The organism is Bradyrhizobium sp. LM2.9 (assembly GCF_054056555.1).
On the sequence record NZ_JBSRYJ010000002.1, the window covers coordinates 3796712 to 3818882 of the forward strand.

A 22171-nucleotide genomic window follows, 5' to 3' on the forward strand; every position below is an offset into this window, starting at 1 on the left:
TTGGCGAGCGAAGCTTGTGTTTCGCTCCCGTATCCCGACGCGGCGTAAACGATACGCCGCGTCCGGACGACGGCGACTTAGTTCTTCGACTTGTCGACCAGCGCGCCCTTCTTGATCCAGGGCATCATGTCGCGCAGCTTGGCGCCGACTTCCTCGATCGGGTGCTCGGCGAGCTTGGCGCGGGTCGCCTTGAACGAGGTCTGGTTGACCTTGTTCTCGAGCATCCAGTCGCGGGCGAACTTGCCGCCCTGGATGTCGGCGAGGACACGCTTCATCTCGGCCTTGGTCTCGGCGGTGACGATGCGCGGGCCGGTGACGTACTCGCCATACTCCGCGGTGTTGGAGATCGAGTAGTTCATGTTGGCGATGCCGCCTTCATAGATCAGGTCGACGATCAGCTTCACCTCGTGCAGGCACTCGAAATAGGCCATCTCCGGCGCGTAGCCGGCCTCGACCAGCGTCTCGTAGCCGCCCTTGATCAGCTCGACCAGGCCGCCGCAGAGCACGACCTGCTCGCCGAACAGGTCGGTCTCACACTCTTCCTTGAAGGTGGTCTCGATGATGCCGGCGCGCCCGCCGCCGACGGCGGAGGCGTAGGACAGGCCGAGGTCGTGGGCGTTACCCGAGACGTCCTTGGCGATCGCAATCAGGCAGGGCACGCCGCCGCCGCGCTGATACTCCGAGCGCACGGTGTGGCCGGGGCCCTTGGGCGCGATCATCAGCACGTCGAGATCGGCGCGCGGATCGAGCAGATTGAAGTGGACGTTGAGACCGTGCGCAAACACGAGGGCGGCGCCCTTCTTCATGTTGTCGTGCAGGTGCTCGCGATAGATGTCGCCCTGGAGCTCGTCCGGGGTCAGCATCATGACGAGGTCGGCCCATTTGGCGGCCTCGGCGACTTCCATCACCTTGAAGCCGGCGGCTTCCGCCTTCTTGGCCGAGGCCGAATCCTTACGGAGCGCAATCGTCACTTCCTTGACGCCGGAGTCCTTCAGGTTGAGCGCATGGGCGTGGCCCTGGCTGCCGTAGCCGACGATGACGACCTTCTTGCCCTTGATCAGGTTCAGGTCGGCGTCGCGATCGTAATAAACACGCATGGTCGTTTCCTCATTCAGGGGCCGGAATCGGCCGTTGGTCAGATCTCGTCAGTCAGGGCTTGTCAGTCAGGTCTTGTCATTCAGGTCCTGGACGCTGAAATTTGCGGATTTCGGAGGCTGTCTAGAGCATTTTCAGCCCACTGGGAAACCCGATTCTGCATGGAAATCCGCGACATCATGCATCCATGAAAACGGGGTAGAGAGACGTCAACAGCAGGATCGCCATCAGGATATTGAAGGCGCGGACCAGCCGCTCGGAGGTCAGGACCGGCCGCAATGCCGTGCCGAAAAAGGCCCAGACCACGGTCGAGACCGTGCCCACGAGCAGGCTGATCAGGGTCTGGATCGCGATGTTGAGCGGGAATTGGGCGATTGCCGCATAGGCGGTGATGGTGCCGATCACGATCACCCAGCCCTTGGCATTGATCCACTGGAACATGGCGGCGCCCCAGAAGGTCATCGGACCGCGGGCGCTCCCTTCGCCCGGCTTGGCCGCGCCGGAGAAGGCGATGACCGCGGCCAGGTAAATCAGATAAGCGGCGCCGGCATATTTCAGGATGGTCTGGAGGATCGGATAGGCCAGGAATACCGTGCCGAGACCGAGGCCGACTGCGCCGACCATGAAGGCAAAGCCGATGGTGATGCCGGCGATGTGCGGGATGGGTGCGACGGAAGCCGTAGGTCAGTCCCGAGGACAGCAGCATGATGTTGTTCGGCCCCGGCGTGAAGAACATCACGAGGGCAAAGATGATGAAGGCGTAGAGCAGCGACTGAGACATGTTCACCTCACGCGACCTTGGCCAGCGCCTGCGGGCGCCGCGCCAGCACCATCACCGCGATGCCACCGACCACGGTCAGCATGCCGGCAAGCCGCAACGGGCCGAACTTCTCGCCGAACACGATGCTCGACGCGGCCGAGCCGACGAACGGCACCAGAAGCGCGAACGGCACCACTTGCGCCGCGGGATAATCACGCAGCAACCGGCCCCACAGCCAATAGGCGATGCTGGTGGAGATGGCGCCGATCACCAGCAGGCAGATGAGGCCGGTGAGCGACATGTGGATCAGCGACTGCCAGGTCGGCGTCGGTCCGTTGACCACCAGCGTGAGCGCGAACAGCGGCACCGCGGTGGCGAGGCACAACCAGGCGAACAGATCGAACATCGGCACGCCGCGAGCACCGCGTAACAGGATATTGCCGATCGCAAAACTGACCGGTGCGATCATCAGCACGGCGAAGGCACCGACGCTGAAATCATAACCAACGGTGCCGCAGATCATCAGGAGACCGACGGCTGCGATGACGATGCCCAGCGTCTGCGCAGGCGTCGGCCGCTCGCCGAATGCGATCGCGGCAAGGCCGATCGTGAACAGTGCCTGGCTCTGCACGACGACGCTGGTCAGCCCCACCGGCACGCCATGGGCGATGCCGTAGGCCTGGCTCAGGAACTGGCCGAGAAAGAGCGTGAAGCTGATCGCGATCAGGAGCGACCAGGCAATCTTCGGCTTGCGAATGAACAGGCACGGCACCGCGGCAATCGTGAAGCGCATCGCCGTCATCAGCTCCGGCGAAAATTCGTCGAGCGCAATCCGGCTCGCCACGAAGGCAAGCCCCCAGATGATCGCCACCAGGATGGCGATGAGGATGTCGGCCGGCTTCATTGTTGTTCCCGGTTCTGCCTTGTCGCGCAGCCCTGTTGTTGTCGTCTAGTCTTGCTCGCCGGCCTTTAAGTGGAAGAATTGGGTTTCCGCAGCAGATAAGTGCCGTGCATCGGGGCGTGGTAATCGGCCGAGACCACCGTGAAGCCGACATCGGTCAGCATCCGCTCCATGACCCAGCCAAAAGTGGAATATTCGTCGCGCATGTGGGTGACGACGCTGTCACGCGAGACATCGTGGTTCTTGATCTCAAAGTCGGCCCATTGCTCGACTTCGCGCTCGACGGCATCGGGCATCGAGGCGTAGACGATGTCGCGCAAATAGAAGGTCGCACCGGGCTTGAGCGCGCGATAGATCCGCGACATCGCCACCGCCTTCCAGAAATCCGGCAGATGGTGCAGCGTGAACTCGCTGACGATCAGGTCATAGGATTCCGGCCGGTAGGCGAAACTGAGCAGGCCGGCGGACTGCGTGCGCACGGGCGCCTTGCGATCGCGCGCGTAGATCTCGGCGAGTGCCAGCATCGCGGGCGAGATGTCGATGGCGTCGACCTCGGCACCCATCAGCGCCGCCTCGGTCGCGAGCACGCCGTTGCCGCATCCGATGTCGGCGATGCGCCAGCCGCGTTGGACCCCGAGCATTTTCAGCGCGGCGCGCGCCCGCAGATCGGCGTCGTCGTGGCTGTCGTAGATCGACGCCACGGCAGGCCCGATCCCCATCCGGTTCCGCTCGTTATAGTACCAGTCGCGCGCCAGCATGGTTCACATCCCTTCGGGCCCGCGGCCGATCGCGGCAACGCCGGTGCGCGACACTTCGACGAGGCCAAGCGGACGCATCAGGTCGATAAACTGGTTGATCTTGTCGGTATTGCCTGTGATCTCAAACACAAAGCTCTCAGTGGTGGCGTCGATCACGCGGGCGCGGAACGCATCCGCCAGCCGCAGCGCCTCGACGCGATGCTCGCCCTGCCCTCGCACCTTCACCATCGCCAGCTCGCGCTCGATCGAGCGTTTCGTCAGCGTCATGTCGACGACGCGATAGACGGGGATCATGCGATCGAGCTGATGCTTGATCTGCTCGATCACCATCGGCGTGCCGGTGGTGACGATGGTGATGCGCGAGAGATGCTTCTGGCTCTCGGTCTCCGAGACGGTGAGGCTCTCGATGTTGTAGCCGCGCCCCGAGAACAGGCCGATGACGCGCGCGAGCACGCCGGGCTCGTTCTGCACGAGCACCGAGAGCGTGTGCGTCTCGTTCGGATCGTGGCGCTCCTCGATGAAATAGGCGGATGCGGGTTGGCTCATTGTCGTCCCCTCTATTCTCGTCGTTACGCCGTCGCCCGAAGGGCGACCGGCGCATCCGTCCCGACCCAATCGCGGAACAGATCGAAATCGATATTGCCGCCGGACAGCACGAGTCCGACGCGCTTGCCCGACAGTTTCGTCTTTTCCTGAAGCGCCGCGGCGAGCGCGGCAGCGCCGGCGCCTTCGGCGAGATTGTGCGTGTCGGTCCAGTAGGCGCGGATCGCGGCGGCGACCTCGTCGTCGGTGACCTCTACGATGTGCGAAGCGCCCTTGCGGATGATGGCGAGCGCTTCCGGATCGGGAATCCGCGTCGCCAAGCCGTCCGCGAGCGTGTTGCTGGTCTCGGTCGTCACGACGTGGCCTGCCGCAAACGACAACGCGTAGGACGGCGCCTCCGTCGATTGGACGCCAACGATCTCGGTCTTCAGGCCCAGCAGATCTCGCGCCATGATGCAGCCGCAGATGCCCGAGCCCTGCCCGATCGGCACATAGAGGATGTCGAGATCCGGTGCAGTCCTGAACAGTTCAAGCGCATAGGTCGCCACACCCAGAACAAGGTCCGTATGGAACGACGGCACCATGTGTAATCCGGCGAACTGCGCACGGCGGCCGGCCTCCTCACGCGCAGCTTGAAAGTCCTCGCCATGCTCGACGAGCTCGGCGCCAAACATCTGCATCGCGCGGTTCTTCTCGACCGAATTGCCGCGCGGCACGTAAATCACCGCAGGCACGCCGTGGCGACTCGCTGCAAAAGCGAGGCTCTGGCCGTGGTTGCCGCGCGTCGCCGAGATGATGCCCGGAATGTTCGGCCGCTCGCGCTTCAGACGTTCGAGATAGACCAGCCCGCCGCGCACCTTGAAGGCGCCAATCGGCGTGTGGTTCTCATGCTTGACTACGACCTGTGTGCCGAGCCGCTCGGCGAGCAGCGGCCAGGCGTACGCCGGCGTCGCCGGCAGCGCCTGCCCCACGATCGCATGTGCGCGTTCGAGCTCCTTCAGGTCGAACATCGCGCTCACACCAGCGCCTTGCCGCCGGCGAACGCCTTTGCGGTGGCTTCGTCGTTGGCCTGCTCCGGCAACAGCATCTCGTTGTGCGCCTTGCCGGAGGGAATCATCGGGAAGCAGTTTTCCAGCGCCGCGACGCGGCAGTCGAACAGCACCGGGCGCTTGACCGAGATCATCTCCTGGATGGCACCGTCGAGATCGCCGGGCTTGTGCACTTGGAAGCCGACGCCGCCATAGGCCTCCGCGAGCTTGACGAAATCCGGCAGCGCCTCCGAGTAGGAATGCGACAGCCGGTTGCCGTGGAGCAGCTGCTGCCACTGCCGCACCATGCCCATATACTGGTTGTTCAGGATGAAGATCTTGATCGGCAACTCGTACTGCACCGCCGTCGACATCTCCTGCATCGTCATCTGCACCGAGGCATCGCCCGCGATGTCGATGACGAGGCTGTCGGGATGGGCCACCTGCACGCCGACCGCGGCCGGCAGGCCGTAGCCCATGGTGCCGAGACCGCCCGAGGTCATCCAGCGATGCGGCTCCTCGAAACCGAAGAACTGCGCGGCCCACATCTGGTGCTGGCCGACCTCGGTGGTGATGTAGGTATCCTTGCCGCGCGTCGCCTCGAACAGGCTCTGGATCGCGTGCTGCGGCAGGATGACGTCGTTGCTCTTTCTAAAATAGAGCGAGTTGCGGGCGCGCCACTGCGCGATCTGCTGCCACCACGCCTTGACGTCGGGCTTCTTCGCCTCCGCCTTGAACACCTGGAGGATGTCGCCGAGGATGTTGCCGCAGTCGCCGATGATCGGCACGTCGACGCGGATGTTCTTGTTGATCGAGGACGGGTCGATGTCGATGTGGATCTTCTTCGACCCCGGCGAGAACGCATCGACGCGGCCGGTGATGCGGTCGTCGAAGCGCGCACCGACGCACAGCATGACGTCGCAATCATGCATGGTCATGTTGGCTTCGTAGGTGCCGTGCATGCCGAGCATGCCGAGCCAGCTCTTGCCCGACGCGGGATACGCGCCGAGACCCATCAGCGTGGAGGTGATCGGAAAGCCGGTGACCTCGACCAGCTCGCGCAGCAGCCTGGTCGCCTCGGGGCCGGAATTGATGACGCCGCCGCCGCTGTAGATCACGGGGCGCTTGGCATTGGCGAGCAGCGCCACGGCCTTGCGAATCTGCGTCGCATCGCCCTTCACGCGCGGCGCGTAGGAGCGATGCACGTCGGACTTGCGCGGCGGATGATAGGTGCCGGTCGCGAACTGCACGTCCTTGGGGACGTCGACGAGCACCGGGCCCGGTCGCCCCGTAGTCGCAACGTAGAACGCCTCGTGCAGCACCTTGGCGAGATCGTTGACATCGCGCACCAGCCAGTTGTGTTTGGTGCAGGGGCGCGTGATGCCGACGGTGTCGCATTCCTGGAATGCGTCATTGCCGATCAGATGCGTCGGCACCTGGCCGGAGATGCAGACCAGCGGGATCGAGTCCATCAGCGCATCCGTCAGCGGCGTCACCATGTTGGTGGCGCCGGGGCCGGAGGTCACCAGCGCGACGCCCGGCTTGCCGGTCGAACGCGCATAGCCTTCCGCGGCGTGGCCGGCGCCCTGCTCGTGGCGGACCAGGATGTGCTGGACCTCGCTCTGCTGGAAGATCTCGTCGTAGATCGGAAGCACGGCGCCGCCCGGATAGCCGAAAATGTCGGTCACGCCATGATCGATGAGCGCGCGGACGATCATCGCGGCGCCGGTCATCTGGTTCGGATCGTGGCTCTTGTTGCTCATTGGCTTGCTCCGGATGCGCTGTTGTCAGCGGCTTCGTTCGTGTCGGGTTCGGGAAATAAAAAAGGCCCCGAAGAGGGCCCCATGCACACCGCCTGTCATGTGGATGGCAGCTAGCCACCCCCGGCGGTGTGCCTGGGTACGACGGCGATAAGAAGTTTGGTAATAATGTTACGCATGGCAGGTGCCCAGCTTCCCAAAGGTTGCGCGAAACATAGCGACCAACGCCCCGATGTCAAGGCAATGTGGCCGTTCCCGCGCGATTTAGGCAGTGTAGCGGCGTTCCCGGAGTTCGGCGAGCGGTAAATATGGGAGCCGAGGCACAAAAGCACGTCAGCCCGAGTCCCGTGCCGCGTTCACGATCGCCGCGAGCCAGCCCCTCGCCTCCTCCGGCTTGACCCATTCGAACTCCGGCAATTGGTGCCGGAACCAGGTGAACTGCCGCTTGGCGTAATGGCGCGTGTCGGCGCGGCCGATCGTGGCCGCTTGCTCCAGGCTGAGCTCACCGCGCAGCTGCCGGATCAGGGCCGGCACGCCGTGAGCCTTCATCGCCGGCAGCAGCGGATCGAGGTTTCGGGCGGCGAGACGCTCAACCTCCTTCAGTGCGCCGGCCCCTAACATGGTGTCGAAGCGGGCGTCGATGCGGGCGTAGAGCTCGTCGCGCTCGGGCGCGAGGAACACCGCGCGAAAACTGTCCCTGGGCAAGAGCGGCGGCTGGCCCTCATGGTGCCAGTCCAGTAGCGAACGGCCGGTGGCTTCGACCACTTCGAGCGCGCGCGCAATGCGCGTGCGGTCGCGCAGGTTCAATCGCTCGGCCGCCCGCGGATCGCGACGCGCGAGTTCCGCGTGCAGCGCCTCGACGCCGTTCCGCTCCAGCCGCGCCCGAACGTCCTCGCGTAGCTCGGCAGGGATCGGCGGTACCACGGAAAGGCCCGCCGTCAGCGCCTTGAAATACAACCCGGTGCCGCCGATGAAGATCGGCTGGCGGCCTTCGGCTTTCGCCTCTTCGAGCGCCTTCGCCGCGTCGCTCACCCAGGCACCGGCCGAAAAATTGACGGCCGCATCGACGTGGCCGTACAGGCGATGAGGCACCCGCGCCTCGTCGCCCTGTGTCGGGCGCGCGGTGATGATGCGGAGGTCGCGGTAGACCTGCATGGAATCGGCATTGATGACGACGCCGCCCGTAGCGAGCGCAAGCTCGAGCGCCAGCGCCGACTTGCCGCTGGCGGTCGGGCCTGCGATAAGCACGGCCTTGCCAACATGCCTTCTGCCGACTTGCCCCTCGCTCACGAAAACCTCAAATGTCCCTCGTCGCCACGCTGATCTGCAACCCGAATAATCCCGCGCTCGACTCTACCATCGTCGACGGCGCCCGCGCCGTGCTGCCACAGGCGGCTCCCGCGCACTGGCTGTTCGACGGGGTTGCAGTCGACATCCCCTTCGGCGCCGACAGTAACCTCGAAGGCGACCGTCACGCCATCGAACAGCGGTTGCGCGAGCTTCGCGGCGACCTTCCCATCGACATCGTCGTGCAGCCAGTCGGCTTCCGGCGCAAGAAGCTTTTTCTCGCCGACATGGATTCCACCATGATCGGGCAGGAGTGCATCGACGAACTCGCCGATCTTGTCGGGATGAAGACCCACGTGGCCGCCATTACCGAGCGCGCGATGCGCGGCGAGATCGAGTTCGAGCCGGCGCTGCGCGAGCGCGTTGCGCTGCTCAAGGACCTCCCCGCCAGTGCCGTCGACGAGGTGCTGGCCAAGCGCATCACGCTGACGCCGGGCGGCCGCGAACTGGTCGCGACCATGCGCTCCCACGGCGCCTATGCCTGCCTCGTCTCCGGTGGCTTCACGCTGTTCACCCGTGCGGTCGCTGCCAAGATCGGCTTCCAGGAGAACCGCGCCAACGAGCTCGTCGTCCGCGACGGCAAGTTCACCGGCGAGGTGAAGGAGCCGATCTTGGGGCGCGCTGCAAAGCTCGCGACGCTGGTGGATTTGATGGAGTCGTTCGATCTCGACGACATCGACTCGGTCGTCGTCGGCGACGGGGCCAACGATCTCGCGATGATCCAGGCGGCGGGGCTGGGCGTGGCGTATCATGCCAAGCCGTCGGTTGCGGCCGCGGCCGCGGCGCGGATCGATCACGGCGATCTCACCGCGCTGCTGTATGCGCAGGGGTATCGGCGCGAAGAGTTCGTGGGGGCGTAGCGTCCTCTCCGCCGTTGTCGTCCGCCTTGTGCGCAATTGCGCACTGGGCTGGGTGATCCAGAGTTCCAGAGACCGCGAGGATGGAACCGAGAAGCCGCGGCATGACAGTGAGTTTGTGGTAGGCCGTTCTTCCTACTGCACGCTCAGCGCGACAAACCGCAGCTCGCCGTCGGCATTCGACACCAACAGCAGCACCGACTTCTTGCCGTCCTTCTTGAGCTGGTCGACCCGCTTCTGGATGTCGGCTCCGTTTGACACCGCCTCCTGCGCCACCTCGACGATGACATCGCCGGCGGAGAGCCGCTTTTCCGCGGCGTCCGAATTGGCGTCGACATTGGTGACGACCACGCCCTTGACGGTGTCCTTGATCTTGTAGCGCGTACGCAGATCCTTGCTCAGCGCCGCGAGATCGAGGCCGAGCGCCTTCTGCGTCACGGTCTTTTCAGGCGCGGGCTCATCGGTCTTCACCACGGCCTGTACCTTGTCGGGATCCTGCAACCGGCCGAGCGTGACCTTCTTGGTCTCTTCCTGGCCCTTGCGAATGATGATGACGTCGACCTCCTTGCCGACCGCCGTGTCGGCGACGACGCGGGAGAGATCCTTCGGGTCCTTGACGTCCTTGCCGTCGAACTTGATGACGACGTCGCCGGGCTCGATGCCGGCCGGTTTGGCCGGGCCCTTGTCGTCAACGCCGGCAACCAGCGCTCCGCGCGGCGGCTTGATGTTGAGGCTCTCGGCGATCTCGTCGGTGACGCTCTGGATGCGGACACCCAGCCAGCCGCGGCGCAATTCGCCGAACTGACGGAGCTGGTCGACGACACCCGCGACCGTCTTCGACGGTACGGCGAAGCCGATGCCGATCGAGCCGCCGGACGGCGAGATGATCAGGGTGTTGACGCCGATGACGTCGCCATCGAGGTTGAACAGCGGACCGCCGGAATTGCCGCGGTTGATGGAGGCGTCGGTCTGAATGTAGCTGTCGTAGGGACCTGAGGAGATGTCGCGGTTCTTCGCCGAGACGATACCGGCCGTCACGGTGCCGCCGAGGCTGAAAGGATTGCCGATCGCGACGACCCAGTCGCCGAGACGCAGCTTGTCGGAATCGCCGAACTTCACCGACACCAGCGGCTTCGGCGGCTTGAACTTCAGCACGGCAAGGTCGGTCTTCTTGTCGACGCCGACCAGCTCGGCCTTGATCTTGGTACCGTCGTTGAGGATGACGCTGATCTCGTCGGCGTCCGCGATGACGTGGTTGTTGGTGACGACGACGCCTGATGTGTCGATGATGAAGCCGCTGCCGAGCGAGTTGGTCTTGCGTGGCGCCGGGCTGTTCTCGCCGCCCTTGCTGCCGCCGCCGGGACCCTTGCGATTCTTGAAGAAGTCGTCGAAGAACTCCTCGAAGGGCGAGCCGGGCGGCAGTTGCGGCATGGCGTTGCTGCCGCCGCCACCTTTGGCGTCGACGGTCTGCGAGGTCGAGATGTTGACGACCGCGTCGATCACCTTCTCGGCAACGTCGGCGATGCCGTCCGGTCCGCGCGCAGAGGCCGGTGTGCCGAATGCGCTGAAAGCGCCAACGGCGAGCGCGGCCAGCCCTAAGCGCAAACGGGTCGGGGCAATGATGGCAGCGGTCATTGTGATCTCCAGGGAATGCGGATTCGGCGTCAAGACTGCGCTTGAACGGGGGGACGGCGCAAGCGCGGACCTTAATCGGGCCTCAAGACCCGGACAATACGGCGAAAACCGGTCCCTCGCCTTCACTTTGGCGTTGGCGCGACGGCTAAATTGGACGTCGCATAACCCAGATCAGGATCAGGCCGGCCACGGCCGAACCAATCCCCACCGCCCGCAGGACATTGTCCGGAGTGGCCATGGCGCTTTTCATGGCCTTGCGCATCCAGGCCGGACTTGCCGCGAACATCAAGCCTTCCAGCACGAACAGGATGCCCAAGCCGATGAGGAAGTCGGCGAACGCAATGGACCTCATCGGATTGGAACCTCCCGTTGTGCTGTTCTTGTCCGGACGAAGGGCTGCCAGACCGGCCGCCCTCGTCTGGCTTACGGCTTCGCTGGCGTCGTGGTCGCCGTCTTGCCGGACGGGTTACCAAAGAACCGGAAGAAATCCGAGTCCGGGCGCAGGAGGAAGCGGGTATCGTTCGAGCGCAACCCGTTCTCATAGGCCGACATCGAGCGGTAGAAGGCGAAGAAATCCGCATCCTGGCCGTAGGCTTCGGCGAACAGACGGTTGCGCTCGGCATCGCCGACGCCGCGCGTTTGCTCGGCCTGTGACCTTGCTTCTGCCTCGATCACGGTTGCCTCGCGGTCTGCCTTGGAGCGGATCTCCTGTGCCTTCTGGCCGCCCTGCGCGCGGAACTCGGCGGCTTCCCGCTCGCGCTCCGTCTTCATGCGCTGATAGACCGCCTGGCTGTTCTGCTCCGGCAAATCGGCGCGGCGGATCCGGACGTCAACGACCTGGATGCCGTAGCCGTCGGCCTCGTGATCGAGCTGATCGCGGATGCGCTGCATCAGCTTCTCGCGGTCGTCGCGCACCACGTTGATGAACGTGACCTCGCCGAGCACGCGGCGCAGTGCCGCGTTCAGCAGGGTGGTGAGCTGGATGTTGGCGGCCTGGATCGAGCCGATGCTCTGATAGAACCGCAACGCGTCCTTGATGCGGTAGCGCGCGAAAGCGTCGACCACGAGCCGCTTCTGGTCGGACGCGATCGCTTCCTGTGACGGGTTCTCGAGATCGAGGATCCGCTTGTCGATGTTGATCACCGAATTCCACGGCGCCTTGAAATGCAGGCCGGGAGCGGTAACGACGTCGACGGGCCGGCCGAACTGCAACACGATGGTCTGCTCGGTCTGCGCTACCGTGAACAGCGACATGTAGCCCACGATCACGACAAGCAGGAGCCCGAGCAGCGCGACGATACCTGTAACTGGAGACCTCATCGGTTGCCTCCGGTCGTCTGCTGGCCGGTTGCAGGCGGCCGCTTGGCCGTCAATTCGCTGAGCGGCAGATAGGGCACGACGCCCTGGCCCGACTGGCCGCCGTCATAGATGAGCTTCTCCGAGCCGCCGAGCACGCGCTCCATCGTCTCCAGATAAATCCGTTCACGCGTCACGTCGGGCGCCTTCTTGTATTCATCGTAAACCTTCAGGAAGCGCGAGCTCTGGCCCTTGGCCTCGGCGACCGTCTGCTCCCTGTAGCCTTCGGCGGCCTGCATGATCTGCGCTGAACGTCCGCGTGCCTGCGGCACGACCTGGTTGGCGTAGGTCTGCGCCTCGTTTTGCAACTGCTCGAGATTGGCGCGCGCCGCCTGGACGTCGCGGAAGGCGTCGATCACCTGGGCCGGCGGATCGACCTTCTGCATCTGCACCTGGCTGATCTGAATGCCGGCGCCGTAGGTGTCCAGGGTCTTCTGGATCAGCTCCTGCACGCCCTGTTCGGTGACGTTGCGCGCGCCGGTCAGGATCGGCTGGATCTGCGAGCGGCCGATCACCTCGCGCATCGAGCTCTCGGCGACCGCCTTCACGGTGCCCTCGGGATTCTGGATGTTGAAGAGGAAATCGCCAACGCCATTGGGCTTGATGCGCCAGAGCACGGTGAAGTCGACGTCGACGATGTTCTCGTCACCGGTCAGCATCAGGCTCTCTTCCGGCACGTCACGAATGGAGCGGCCGCGCCGCGCCGGATCGTCGATCAGCGTCATGCCGATGGAGATGGTGGAAACGCGCAGTGCCTTCGGCAGCAGCACGGTCTCGATCGGATAGGGCAGGTGATAGTTCAGGCCGGGCTCCACGGTTCGGACATGCTTGCCGAAGCGCAGCACGACGCCGAGCTCTTCGGACTGCACCCGGAAGAAGCCCGACAGCAGCCAGAACGCGACGATGAGCAGCACGATCAGCGTGATGCCGATGCCGGAGAAATAGCCGCCCGGCATGATCTGCTGGAGGCGGTCCTGGCCACGGCGCAGAAGGTCTTCCAAATCCGGCGGCCTCGGCCCGACCGGTTGCGGGCCGTTGCCCCATGGTCCCTTCGGACCCGAGCCCCATGGGCCACCGCCCTGATTCTTCCACGGCATTCGACGCTCTCCTCGGCAGGGTGAAATTGCCCCAGCCCGCTTTGTCCGGTCCGGCTTTATAGGGGACAGGCAGGTCCCTTACAACGCGGCCCTCGCTGTCTTCCGAGCTATGCTCGGGCACGATAAAAGTCAATGTAAACATTGGCGAAAGCGGTTAATGGCGCGGCCGCCGACGATATGTCACATAGGAGTAGTCGGCGCTGTCGTCGGGTCCGGCAGGATGACGTACACGCGCCACCTCATCCCAGTCTGCCTTGTCGATGTCGAAATACGTGTCGCCTTCGGGGCGCGCATGCACTTCGGTGATTTCGAGGCAATCGGCGCGATCGAGCCATTGCCGATAGATTTCGGCGCCGCCGATCACGGCAATCTCGGCGACCGAACGCCGCAGGGCATCGCCGCGCGCGACGGCGCCTGCATCGGCAGCCGATGTCGTGACGATGGCGCCAGTGGCGCGATAATCCGCATCGCGCGTGATGACGATGTTGGTGCGGCCTCGAAGCGGCCGGGGCAGGGATTCGAAGGTCCTGCGGCCCATGATCACGGGCTTGCCGATCGTGAGCGCCTTGAAGCGCGCCATGTCGGATTTCAATCGCCACGGAATCGCGTTGCCGGCGCCGATGACGCCGTTCTCAGCGATCGCGACGACGAAGACGATCTCCATCAGGTCGCGCTCCCGGCAAGCCGCGTCAGCGCTGGTCCGGTGACGCGGCACAGCGTCCAGTCGTCCAGCATGACGGCACCGAGCGACTTGTAGAACGCGATCGACGGTGCGTTCCAGTCGAGCACCGCCCATTGCAGCCGCGACCAGCCGTTCTCGACGCATTCCACGGCAAGGCGCACGAGCAGCGCCTTGCCGAGGCCCCTGCCCCGATGCGACGGCCGCACATACAAATCTTCGAGATAGATGCCGTGGCGGCCGCTGAACGTAGAGAAATTCACAAACCACACCGCGAAGCCGGCCGGCTCGCCGTTCCACTCGGCGATTGCGCAATGGAGTTGCGGTCTCTCACCGAACAGCGCGTCGGTGATCATCGCCTCGGTCGCTTCGACCTCGTGCGAAAGCTTTTCGTACTCGGCGAGCTCGCGGATGAAAGCGAGAACGAGCCCGGCTTCGTCTGGACGCACACGGCGGATGTTGAGCGACATCGGCTTCAGACCGCGACTGCCGCCTTGATGTGCGGATGTGGATCGTAGCCGACCAGCTCAAAATCCTCGTAACGGAAGGAGAAGATATCCTTCACGTCAGGATTGATCCGCATCACCGGCAGCGCGCGCGGCGCACGCGTGAGCTGGAGCTTCGCTTGCTCCAGATGGTTGGAATAGAGGTGGGTGTCACCGAACGAATGCACGAAGTCGCCGGCCTTCAGACCCGTGACCTGCGCCACCATCATGGTGAGCAGCGCGTAGGAAGCGATGTTGAAGGGCACGCCGAGGAACACGTCGGCCGAGCGCTGATAGAGCTGGCACGACAGCTTGCCGTTGGCGACGTAGAACTGGAACAGGCAGTGGCACGGCGGTAGCGCCATCTTGTCCACTTCGGCCGGATTCCATGCCGAGACGATCATGCGGCGCGAATCCGGATTGCGCTTGATCATGTCGATCACGGTGGCGATCTGGTCGATGCTGCGTCCGTCCGGCGCGGGCCAGGAGCGCCATTGATGGCCGTAGACGGGTCCGAGATCGCCGTTGGCATCTGCCCACTCGTCCCAGATGGTGACGCCGTTGTCGCGCAGATATTTGACGTTGGTGTCGCCCTTCAGGAACCACAACAGCTCATGCACGATCGCCTTCAGCGGCAGGCGCTTGGTGGTCAGCATCGGGAAGCCGGCGGACAGGTTGAAGCGCATCTGATGGCCGAACACCGACAGCGTGCCGGTGCCGGTCCGGTCGGTCTTTTCCGCGCCGTCTGAAAGAATCCGCTCGAGCAGGTCCTGATACTGGTGCATGTGCGTGAGCCTTTGGGGAGGCGGCAAACTTAGCGGCCACCCCCGCGCTGCGACAGCGTCGATTCGCCATCCATACGCATTATACCCGGAAAAATGAGTGTTCCCGGCGCAAACGACAAGGGGCGGAACTTACGTGCCGCCCCTCGCCTATCGACTTGATCCTGCTGGCTAACTTGCCGGCTTGAGCACCGGGGTCCACTTCGCGATCTCGCTCCTGACGAGGGTCGCCAGCGCCTCCGGCGTCCGGTCCGCGGGCGCCGGAATGACGCTGCCGAGCTCGAGCAGGCGCTTGCGCACTGTCGCGTCGTCGAGCGCCTTGACGGCCGCGGCGTTCAGGCGCGCTATGATCGCGGGCGAAGTTCCCTTCGGCGCGAACATCGCGTTCCAGGCCTGGGCCTGGAATGCAGGCAGGCCGGCTTCCGCCGTCGAGGATAGGGTGCAGCAGCTGGAGCGACAAAGGCGCACAACGATGCCAGCGCCGCGGCACATGCGCCCGCAAGTGCGCGAATGCAAGTCATGTCGACCCCTCGGACATAAAACAAAATGCCGGCCACAGGGCCGGCATTTTCATTTCACGAAGCGGTCACACAAGTCGATTCGACATCCGAATGCGGCGCCCCGACACAGGGCGCCGCGCCGACGCAGCGCGCGTCGCGATCAGTTCTCGGATTCGGTGAACACCTCGTCGCGCTTGGCGCGCAGCGTGGGCAGCACCGTGAGGACCAAGAGACCCGCCGCGATGGCCAGCAGCACGGCCGACAGCGGACGCGTCAGGAACACGCTCCAGTCGCCGCGCGAGATCAGCAACGCACGGCGCAGGTTCTCTTCCATCAGCGGTCCGAGCACCATGCCGAGCAATAGCGGCGCCGGTTCGAAATCGTGCTTGATCAGCCAGTAGCCGACCAGACCAAACACGCCAGCGAGGATGACATCGACCGGTGCGTTGTTCACCGAGTAGATTCCGATCGCGCAGAAGATCACGATCGAGGGGAACATCAGCCGGTAGGGCACGCGTAACAGCCGCACCCAGATTCCGACCAGCGGCAGGTTGATGATGATCAGCATCAGATTGCCGACCCACATCGAAGCGATCATGCCCCAGACCAGCTCCGGCTGCTTCTGCATCACCTGCGGGCCTGGCACGATGCCGTGGATGGTCATCGCGCCCACCATCAGCGCCATCACCGCATTGGGCGGGATGCCGAGCGTCAGCAACGGGATGAAGGAGGTCTGCGCCGCGGCGTTGTTGGCGCTTTCCGGCGCCGCAACGCCCTCGATCGCACCGCGGCCGAACCGCGACGGGTTCTTGGCGATCTTCTTCTCGAGCGTATAGGCCGCGAAGGAGGCGATCACGGCGCCGCCGCCCGGCAGGATGCCGAGGATCGAGCCGAGCACGGTGCCGCGCAGGATCGCAGGCGTCGAGTCGATCAGGTCTTTCCTGGTCGGCATCAGGCCGGTGATCTTCTGCTGCACGAGGTCGCGGTTCATCTCGGCGCCGGCATCGAGGTTCCGGATGATCTCGGCGAATCCAAACACGCCCATCGCCACCGTCGCGAAGCCGAGTCCGTCGGCGAGTTCCGGAATGTTGAACGCCATGCGCGAGGCGCCGGTCTCGATGTCAGAGCCGACCATCGACAGCAACAGGCCGAACACGATCATCGCGATCGCTTTCAGCACAGAGCCCTTGGCCAGCACCACCGCGAAGATCAGGCCGAGCACCATCAGCGAGAAGTATTCGGCCGGACCGAATGCCAGCGCGAGCTTGGTCAGCGGCGCACCGAGGATGGCGATCAGGATGGTCGCGACGCAGCCGGCGAAAAACGAGCCGATCGCCGCAATCGCCAGCGCCGGACCGGCGCGGCCTTGCTTCGCCATCTGGTGACCGTCGATGGCGGTGACGACCGACGTCGCCTCACCGGGAATGTTGACCAGGATCGAGGTGGTCGAACCGCCATATTGGGCGCCGTAATAGATGCCGGCGAGCATGATCAGCGCGCCGACCGGCGGCAATCCGAACGTGATCGGCAGGAGCATCGCCACGGTTGCGACCGTGCCGATGCCCGGCAGCACGCCGACAAGCGTGCCGACCAGTGCGCCAATCAGGCACATGAGAATATTGATCGAAATCGGGAGCGACAGTCCGAACAGCCACGACGGTGACCACCAGGAGATCTGAAACACCACACCGAAACCGAGGCCCAGATTGTGAAAAAGATCGGCCATCACACCCTCACTGAACCAGGAAACGCGGGAACATCGGCATTGGCAGCCCGAGCACGTAAGGGAAGAGCAGCGCGCAGCCGAGCGTCAGGCAGGCGCCTACGATGATGGCTTCGATCCAGCGCGTCTCATGCGTGCCCATCGCCGCGACCAGGAAGCTCACGAACGCCGTAACCACGACCCCAAGCGGACGAATCGCCAGCGCGAAGAAGACGATCGAGATCAATACGAACAGCGGTCCGCGCCAGGCATAATGTGCCATCGCCGGTCCATCAGACAACAATCCCGTCAACGCGATGCCGGCACCAAGCGCGACGAGGAGCCCGCCAAACATTCGCGGCGCCGTGCCGGCGCCGAAGGAGAAGCCGCGCATACCCTGCAAATCGCTGGAGGCCCACAGCGCGAACAAGGCCAGCGCCATCAGAACGATCCCGCCGACATAGTCCTGCGCCGACCTGATCGTCATGAAGATCGTGAGGATCGCCACCGCAAACAGCGGATAGGAATAGATCAGCGCCAGCAGCACATCGGATGACGCCTTCTTGGTGTCACCGCCGATCGCTCCGATCAGCGCGCCGGGGGCGCCCGCGAGCAGCGCCGTCACGTGACTGATCACGACGGTGGCCGGACCGCGTCCGGTGCCCCAGCCGAAGATCGTCCCGAACGACCAGATGAATTCGAAGATCTGCGGCGCTATGGCCAGCAGACAAAAGCTGAGCGCCACCGACGTGTTTCGGTTGGCTGTCGCCGAGTGGCCCATCGTATCGGCCATGCCTATCTCCTCCGCGACCCGTAAGCCACGAGCAATGTTGTTCTAATCGGCTGGAAAACGATCCCCCCGCCCGGATCACTGCCTAGCGATTTTCATTGCACAATGCCAGCAAAACCCAACAGGCCTCCGGCGAGCAAAAGCCATAGTGGATTGATGCGCGAGACCGAGGCGATCACTGCAACCGTCGCGGTCAGAAGCAGTGCAGCAATGGTGCGATCGGTCGACTGTGCCAGGATCAAGGCGCTCGCCGCCATCAGTCCGATCGACAGCGGAACCAATGCAGCCTGAATCAGCACGGGCCAGCGCGATTGGCTGGGGCGGTTGAGGAGCCGGCTGACATAATAGGCAAGCAGCGCCGTCGGCAGGCACATGGCCAAGGTCGCCGCCAGCGCGCCGGGGATGCCGGCAACGGCGTAGCCGATTAGCGTGACGATAAGCACGTTCGGACCTGGTGAGAGCTGCGCAATCGCATAGGCATCGGCGAACTGCTTGTCGGTCATCCAGTGATGCACATCGACCGCGATGCGGTGCATCTCTGGCACCGCCGCCGCGGCGCCGCCGACTGCGAACAGCGACATCAGGCCAAAGGTGGAGATCAGCGCCCAGATCGGGTTCTCGGCGTTCATGCGGCTACCTTCCGCCGCATCAGGAAGGTGGCGCCGACACTCACGGGGATCGCAACCAAAAGCACGGCCTGGAGCGGCAGGCGAACGACGCCGATGGCAAGAAACACGGCCAGCATCAGGATGAGCGCGACGACGTCCAGCCGCTTGAGCAGCGGCGTCATCATCCGGAAGACCACCGCGATCAAGAGCCCGACCGCCGCGCAGGAGATGCCCGCGAGGATGCGGCGCAGCACCTCCACATCGCCGAACCGGGCGTAGATGATCGCAAGCACCGTCATGATCAACGTCGGCGGCAGCAACAACCCGGCGAAGGCGGCAATACCACCCGCGATCCCGCGCAGCCGCGCGCCGAACACCATCGACAGATTGACGATGTTGGGCCCGGGCAGGAAATGGCAGAGCGCAAAAGTCTCGTTGAACTCGTCCGCGGTCATCCAGCGGTGCTGCTCGACGATGGCCTGCCGGGCAAATACCAACACCCCGCCGAAACCGGCCAGCGACATCCTGGCGAAGGCCAGGAACAGCGCGACGAGGCCGGGCGGAACGGGGTTGGTGGCTGGACGGTCCGGCGATTGATCTGGGTGTTGGGCGGCCGGTGCGGAATCCTTGGACATGTCAGGAGCTTAGAACGCCGGCCGTCGCGCGGCCAAGCCAGTCGGGAACCTATCCAAAGGGAACCTCCGGAAAACCGCTCGAAACACCTGTCATTTGAAACCTTTGCCCCCTATATTGGGGGTGCCGGTTCGCCGGCTATGGAAATAAACGGTCGTCGCAATAAACCATTCGGACCCGGGGGCGGTACCCGGCGCCTCCACCAAAGCCCACCAGCGGGCTAGCCCTAGAGCGGGCTTTGGCGGGGGCGAAATAGGATCGACGAGGGCGTAAAGGGCGTTCTTTTTCTCGGTATTGTTCCGCCGTTATCGGGCTATGCAATAGTTGCCAACGACAACTTTGCTCCGGTTGCTCAGGCTGCGTAACGCAGTTTGAAAGACCATTCTGAAGTCCTAACGGGTTAAGCTCCGTTAGGCGGGGTTCGGAGGCACCTGGCAACAGAAGCCTCCACTTACCTCCATTTCCTACCCGGCGGGGACTCCTGCTGACCCGTCAGGCGCGGTATTATCGCGGCTTGGCGAGTCGGGCCGGCGGGGCCCAACTTCTGGAATGCAACAGGACCACCATGGCGACCGATCATATCCGATACGATGTGCTGGCCCGCGACGCGCTGCGCGGCGTGCTGCGGAAGGTGCTGACCGATGCCGCGTCCCAAGGACTGCCGGGCGAGCATCATTTCTTCATCACCTTCGTCTCGAAGGCCGACGGCGTGAAGATCTCATCGCGACTGCTGGCGCAGTACCCGGAAGAAATGACGGTCATCCTGCAGCACCAGTTCTGGGATCTGACCGTGCTCGAGGACCGCTTCGAGGTCGGCCTGTCCTTCGGCGGCATTCCGGAGCGGCTGATCGTGCCGTTCAGCGCCATCAAGAGCTTCCTCGATCCGTCCGTGAAATTCGGCCTCCAGTTCGACACCTCCGATGTTGCCGAGGTCTCGCCCGAGACATTGCCGGCCGCTCCCGCCCCGTCCGCGGTCGCGGTGCCGGCGTCTGCGGCCGAGACGACGGAAAGCTCTGAAGAGCCGGCCGGCCCGAACCAGGGCGGCGCCGAAGTCGTGCGATTGGATCGTTTCCGCAAGAAATGATCTAGATTGGGCCGGAGCCCGTCGCACACGGCCAAACTCCCTATATAGAAGCACATGAAGAGGCTGCGCGGCGTTCGCGCGGCGGAATGGATGTGCCCATGGCCAAGATCGCCCGCTCGAAAACCGACCGCTCCTCGCGCCCCGCGACCCGCACCGAGACCGACAGCTTCGGCCCCATCGAGGTCCTCGCTGATCGCTATTGGGGGGCGCAGACCGAACGCTCGCGCCAGAATTTTCGCATCGGCATCGATCGCATGCCGATCTCGCTCGTGCATGCGCTCGGCATCGTCAAGCTCGCCGCGGCGCAATCCAACCAGGAACTTGGCCTGCTCGACCAGCGCCGCGCCAACGCCATCATCCGCGCCGCGCGCGAGGTGATCGAAGGCAAGCTGGACGATCATTTTCCGCTGGTGGTGTGGCAGACCGGCTCGGGCACGCAGAGCAACATGAACCTCAACGAGGTCATCGCCAACCGCGCCAATGAAATGCTCGGCGGCGAGCTCGGCGCCAAGAAGCCGGTCCATCCCAACGATCACGTCAACATGAGCCAGTCGTCGAACGACTCGTTCCCGACCGCGATGCACATCGCGGCGGCAAGCCGTATCAATGCCGATCTCGTCCCGGCCCTTGGTGAGCTGCTCCGTGCACTACGCAAGAAGGAGATGGAGTTCGCCAAGATCGTCAAGATCGGCCGCACCCACACCCAGGATGCGACGCCGCTGACGCTGGGCCAGGAATTTTCCGGCTACGCCGCGCAGGTCGAGAGCGGCATCGCCCGGCTCAAGGTCGCGGTGAAGGAGCTCTATCCGCTGGCGCAGGGCGGCACCGCCGTCGGCACCGGCCTCAATTCGAAGCCGCGCTTCGCAAAACTGTTCGCAAAGCACGCGGCCAGCATCACGAAGCTGCCCTTCACCAGCGCCGCCAACAAATTCGAGGCACTGGCCTCGAACGACGCCTATGTGTCGGCGCACGGCGCCATCAATTCGGTCGCGACCGGCCTGTTCAAGATCGCCAACGACATTCGCCTGCTCGGATCCGGCCCGCGCTCGGGCCTCGGCGAATTGATGCTGCCGGAGAACGAGCCGGGCTCCTCGATCATGCCGGGCAAGGTCAATCCGACGCAGTGCGAGGCGATGACCATGGTGTGCTGCCAGGTGTTCGGCAATCACACCGCGATCACGGTCGCCGGCAGCCAGGGCCATTTCGAGCTCAACGTCTACAAGCCCGTGCTGGCCTACAACATGCTGCACTCGATCCGGCTGATGGCGGACGCCGCGCGCTCCTTCACCGAGCATTGCGTCAGCGGCATCCGCGCCGACGAGAAGCGCATCAAGGAGCTGATGCAGCGCTCGCTGATGCTGGTGACGGCGCTCGCCCCCAAGATCGGCTACGACAACGCGGCCAAGGTGGCCAAGACGGCGCATGCCAACGGCACCACGCTGAAGGAGGAGGCACTGCGGCTCGGCTTCGTCTCGGCGGACGAGTTCGACCGCCTGGTGCGCCCCGAGAAGATGACCAGCCCGGGATAAAATTCCGAATTCCGATAGCCATCCGTAGTGATACGGACGCGCGCGCTGCAGAAATATGAGGCTTTGAGGGCCGGATTTGATTACCGTCAATGTCGCGGCGGGGCGGTGTGTTACGCAGCCCCTCTGCCCTTCACGGAGCGAAATTCATCGTTTGATGGCCCAAGGGGCCGATTGACGAGGACGAGCGAATGGCGATCAAGTCTTGTGGGGCGCAACGCGGCACCCTGTTTCTGAATGTTTCA

The 22171-nt window shown here is 64.2% G+C and carries 21 protein-coding genes, 1 other RNA gene and 2 pseudogenes; 4 read left to right on the forward strand and 20 right to left on the reverse strand.

Annotated features, from left to right (window positions below; all coding sequences use genetic code 11):
- Window positions 1–77: 77 nt before the first annotated feature.
- The 8 genes and pseudogenes from ilvC to miaA form a co-directional block, all read right to left on the reverse strand.
- Entirely contained in the window at window positions 78–1097 is a 1020-nt protein-coding gene (ilvC, locus tag ACVWW3_RS20020; RefSeq protein ID WP_247341352.1) for a ketol-acid reductoisomerase, read from the reverse strand.
- Between the two features lie 175 nt (window positions 1098–1272).
- Window positions 1273–1876, reverse strand: a pseudogene (locus ACVWW3_RS20025) (LysE family translocator).
- 7 nt (window positions 1877–1883) lie between these two features.
- Window positions 1884–2759, reverse strand: a complete 876-nt coding sequence (locus ACVWW3_RS20030) for an EamA family transporter (RefSeq protein WP_456648910.1) — start codon at window positions 2757–2759, stop codon at window positions 1884–1886.
- 65 nt (window positions 2760–2824) lie between these two features.
- A complete protein-coding gene (locus tag ACVWW3_RS20035) occupies window positions 2825–3514 on the reverse strand; it encodes a class I SAM-dependent methyltransferase (protein WP_456648909.1) in 690 nt (229 codons plus the stop codon).
- A gap of 3 nt (window positions 3515–3517) precedes the next feature.
- The gene (gene ilvN / locus ACVWW3_RS20040; RefSeq protein ID WP_456648908.1) at window positions 3518–4060 is read right to left on the reverse strand and encodes an acetolactate synthase small subunit; all 543 of its coding nucleotides are present in this window, start codon (window positions 4058–4060) and stop codon (window positions 3518–3520) included.
- A gap of 23 nt (window positions 4061–4083) precedes the next feature.
- Window positions 4084–5067 (reverse strand): threonine dehydratase, encoded by a 984-nt coding sequence (locus tag ACVWW3_RS20045; protein ID WP_456648907.1) that lies wholly within the window; start codon window positions 5065–5067, stop codon window positions 4084–4086.
- 5 nt (window positions 5068–5072) lie between these two features.
- On the reverse strand, window positions 5073–6848 hold the full coding sequence (locus ACVWW3_RS20050) for an acetolactate synthase 3 large subunit (RefSeq protein WP_456672087.1): 1776 nt from the start codon (window positions 6846–6848) through the stop codon (window positions 5073–5075).
- Window positions 6849–7178: 330 nt separating this feature from the next.
- Window positions 7179–8135, reverse strand: a complete 957-nt coding sequence (miaA, locus tag ACVWW3_RS20055) for a tRNA (adenosine(37)-N6)-dimethylallyltransferase MiaA (RefSeq protein WP_247442365.1) — start codon at window positions 8133–8135, stop codon at window positions 7179–7181.
- A gap of 11 nt (window positions 8136–8146) precedes the next feature.
- Between miaA and serB the strand changes: the two genes are divergently transcribed.
- Window positions 8147–9052 carry a phosphoserine phosphatase SerB gene (serB, locus tag ACVWW3_RS20060; protein WP_456648906.1) on the forward strand — a complete coding sequence of 302 codons (906 nt, stop codon included), beginning with the start codon at window positions 8147–8149 and terminating at the stop codon, window positions 9050–9052.
- 132 nt (window positions 9053–9184) lie between these two features.
- Here the strand turns inward: serB and ACVWW3_RS20065 are convergent, their stop codons facing one another.
- From ACVWW3_RS20065 to ACVWW3_RS20120, 12 genes and pseudogenes are all read right to left on the reverse strand, one after another.
- The gene (locus tag ACVWW3_RS20065; protein WP_456648905.1) at window positions 9185–10684 is read right to left on the reverse strand and encodes a Do family serine endopeptidase; all 1500 of its coding nucleotides are present in this window, start codon (window positions 10682–10684) and stop codon (window positions 9185–9187) included.
- A gap of 145 nt (window positions 10685–10829) precedes the next feature.
- Window positions 10830–11036, reverse strand: coding sequence for a DUF2065 domain-containing protein (locus tag ACVWW3_RS20070; protein WP_211384594.1), 207 nt, complete (start codon window positions 11034–11036; stop codon window positions 10830–10832).
- A 71-nt stretch (window positions 11037–11107) separates the two neighbouring features.
- Window positions 11108–12004, reverse strand: a complete 897-nt coding sequence (gene hflC, locus ACVWW3_RS20075; protein ID WP_247347556.1) for a protease modulator HflC — start codon at window positions 12002–12004, stop codon at window positions 11108–11110.
- Complete coding sequence (gene hflK, locus ACVWW3_RS20080; RefSeq protein ID WP_247347558.1) at window positions 12001–13137, reverse strand: FtsH protease activity modulator HflK; 1137 nt, start codon at window positions 13135–13137, stop codon at window positions 12001–12003. Before hflK ends, hflC begins: the two co-directional genes overlap by 4 nt.
- A gap of 154 nt (window positions 13138–13291) precedes the next feature.
- Window positions 13292–13801, reverse strand: a complete 510-nt coding sequence (locus ACVWW3_RS20085) for a dihydrofolate reductase (RefSeq protein WP_456648904.1) — start codon at window positions 13799–13801, stop codon at window positions 13292–13294.
- On the reverse strand, window positions 13801–14286 hold the full coding sequence (locus tag ACVWW3_RS20090) for an N-acetyltransferase family protein (protein WP_456648903.1): 486 nt from the start codon (window positions 14284–14286) through the stop codon (window positions 13801–13803). Before ACVWW3_RS20090 ends, ACVWW3_RS20085 begins: the two co-directional genes overlap by 1 nt.
- Window positions 14287–14291: 5 nt before the next feature.
- Window positions 14292–15086, reverse strand: coding sequence for a thymidylate synthase (locus ACVWW3_RS20095; RefSeq protein WP_456648902.1), 795 nt, complete (start codon window positions 15084–15086; stop codon window positions 14292–14294).
- A 168-nt stretch (window positions 15087–15254) separates the two neighbouring features.
- Window positions 15255–15515: pseudogene (locus tag ACVWW3_RS20100) on the reverse strand (tripartite tricarboxylate transporter substrate-binding protein); the annotation flags it as partial.
- Window positions 15516–15743: 228 nt separating this feature from the next.
- Window positions 15744–17309: a tripartite tricarboxylate transporter permease gene (locus ACVWW3_RS20105; RefSeq protein WP_456648901.1), complete on the reverse strand. Its 1566-nt coding sequence runs from the start codon at window positions 17307–17309 to the stop codon at window positions 15744–15746.
- Between the two features lie 7 nt (window positions 17310–17316).
- On the reverse strand, window positions 17317–18078 hold the full coding sequence (locus tag ACVWW3_RS20110) for a tripartite tricarboxylate transporter TctB family protein (RefSeq protein ID WP_247347576.1): 762 nt from the start codon (window positions 18076–18078) through the stop codon (window positions 17317–17319).
- A 92-nt stretch (window positions 18079–18170) separates the two neighbouring features.
- Complete coding sequence (locus ACVWW3_RS20115; RefSeq protein ID WP_247347577.1) at window positions 18171–18704, reverse strand: chromate transporter; 534 nt, start codon at window positions 18702–18704, stop codon at window positions 18171–18173.
- Window positions 18701–19318, reverse strand: coding sequence for a chromate transporter (locus tag ACVWW3_RS20120; RefSeq protein WP_247442376.1), 618 nt, complete (start codon window positions 19316–19318; stop codon window positions 18701–18703). Before ACVWW3_RS20120 ends, ACVWW3_RS20115 begins: the two co-directional genes overlap by 4 nt.
- Window positions 19319–19402: 84 nt before the next feature.
- Between ACVWW3_RS20120 and ssrA the strand changes: the two genes are divergently transcribed.
- From ssrA to fumC, 3 genes are all read left to right on the forward strand, one after another.
- Window positions 19403–19768, forward strand: a transfer-messenger RNA (tmRNA) gene (ssrA, locus tag ACVWW3_RS20125).
- Window positions 19769–19881: 113 nt separating this feature from the next.
- The gene (locus tag ACVWW3_RS20130; protein WP_247442378.1) at window positions 19882–20400 is read left to right on the forward strand and encodes an SspB family protein; all 519 of its coding nucleotides are present in this window, start codon (window positions 19882–19884) and stop codon (window positions 20398–20400) included.
- A gap of 98 nt (window positions 20401–20498) precedes the next feature.
- Complete coding sequence (fumC, locus tag ACVWW3_RS20135) at window positions 20499–21929, forward strand: class II fumarate hydratase (protein ID WP_456648900.1); 1431 nt, start codon at window positions 20499–20501, stop codon at window positions 21927–21929.
- Window positions 21930–22171 lie beyond the last annotated feature (242 nt).

What these genes read in the sequence shown, in the direction of transcription:
- ilvC (WP_247341352.1), bottom strand. Translation starts at nt 1,097, where the DNA reads ATGCGTGTTTATTACGATCGCGACGCCGACCTGAACCTGATCAAGGGC.
- ACVWW3_RS20030 (WP_456648910.1), bottom strand. Translation starts at nt 2,759, where the DNA reads ATGAAGCCGGCCGACATCCTCATCGCCATCCTGGTGGCGATCATCTGG.
- ACVWW3_RS20035 (WP_456648909.1), bottom strand. Translation starts at nt 3,514, where the DNA reads ATGCTGGCGCGCGACTGGTACTATAACGAGCGGAACCGGATGGGGATC.
- ilvN (WP_456648908.1), bottom strand. Translation starts at nt 4,060, where the DNA reads ATGAGCCAACCCGCATCCGCCTATTTCATCGAGGAGCGCCACGATCCG.
- ACVWW3_RS20045 (WP_456648907.1), bottom strand. Translation starts at nt 5,067, where the DNA reads ATGTTCGACCTGAAGGAGCTCGAACGCGCACATGCGATCGTGGGGCAG.
- ACVWW3_RS20050 (WP_456672087.1), bottom strand. Translation starts at nt 6,848, where the DNA reads ATGAGCAACAAGAGCCACGATCCGAACCAGATGACCGGCGCCGCGATG.
- serB (WP_456648906.1), top strand. Translation starts at nt 8,147, where the DNA reads ATGTCCCTCGTCGCCACGCTGATCTGCAACCCGAATAATCCCGCGCTC.
- ACVWW3_RS20065 (WP_456648905.1), bottom strand. Translation starts at nt 10,684, where the DNA reads ATGACCGCTGCCATCATTGCCCCGACCCGTTTGCGCTTAGGGCTGGCC.
- ACVWW3_RS20070 (WP_211384594.1), bottom strand. Translation starts at nt 11,036, where the DNA reads ATGAGGTCCATTGCGTTCGCCGACTTCCTCATCGGCTTGGGCATCCTG.
- hflC (WP_247347556.1), bottom strand. Translation starts at nt 12,004, where the DNA reads ATGAGGTCTCCAGTTACAGGTATCGTCGCGCTGCTCGGGCTCCTGCTT.
- hflK (WP_247347558.1), bottom strand. Translation starts at nt 13,137, where the DNA reads ATGCCGTGGAAGAATCAGGGCGGTGGCCCATGGGGCTCGGGTCCGAAG.
- ACVWW3_RS20085 (WP_456648904.1), bottom strand. Translation starts at nt 13,801, where the DNA reads ATGGAGATCGTCTTCGTCGTCGCGATCGCTGAGAACGGCGTCATCGGC.
- ACVWW3_RS20090 (WP_456648903.1), bottom strand. Translation starts at nt 14,286, where the DNA reads ATGTCGCTCAACATCCGCCGTGTGCGTCCAGACGAAGCCGGGCTCGTT.
- ACVWW3_RS20095 (WP_456648902.1), bottom strand. Translation starts at nt 15,086, where the DNA reads ATGCACCAGTATCAGGACCTGCTCGAGCGGATTCTTTCAGACGGCGCG.
- ACVWW3_RS20105 (WP_456648901.1), bottom strand. Translation starts at nt 17,309, where the DNA reads ATGGCCGATCTTTTTCACAATCTGGGCCTCGGTTTCGGTGTGGTGTTT.
- ACVWW3_RS20110 (WP_247347576.1), bottom strand. Translation starts at nt 18,078, where the DNA reads ATGGCCGATACGATGGGCCACTCGGCGACAGCCAACCGAAACACGTCG.
- ACVWW3_RS20115 (WP_247347577.1), bottom strand. Translation starts at nt 18,704, where the DNA reads ATGAACGCCGAGAACCCGATCTGGGCGCTGATCTCCACCTTTGGCCTG.
- ACVWW3_RS20120 (WP_247442376.1), bottom strand. Translation starts at nt 19,318, where the DNA reads ATGTCCAAGGATTCCGCACCGGCCGCCCAACACCCAGATCAATCGCCG.
- ACVWW3_RS20130 (WP_247442378.1), top strand. Translation starts at nt 19,882, where the DNA reads ATGGCGACCGATCATATCCGATACGATGTGCTGGCCCGCGACGCGCTG.
- fumC (WP_456648900.1), top strand. Translation starts at nt 20,499, where the DNA reads ATGGCCAAGATCGCCCGCTCGAAAACCGACCGCTCCTCGCGCCCCGCG.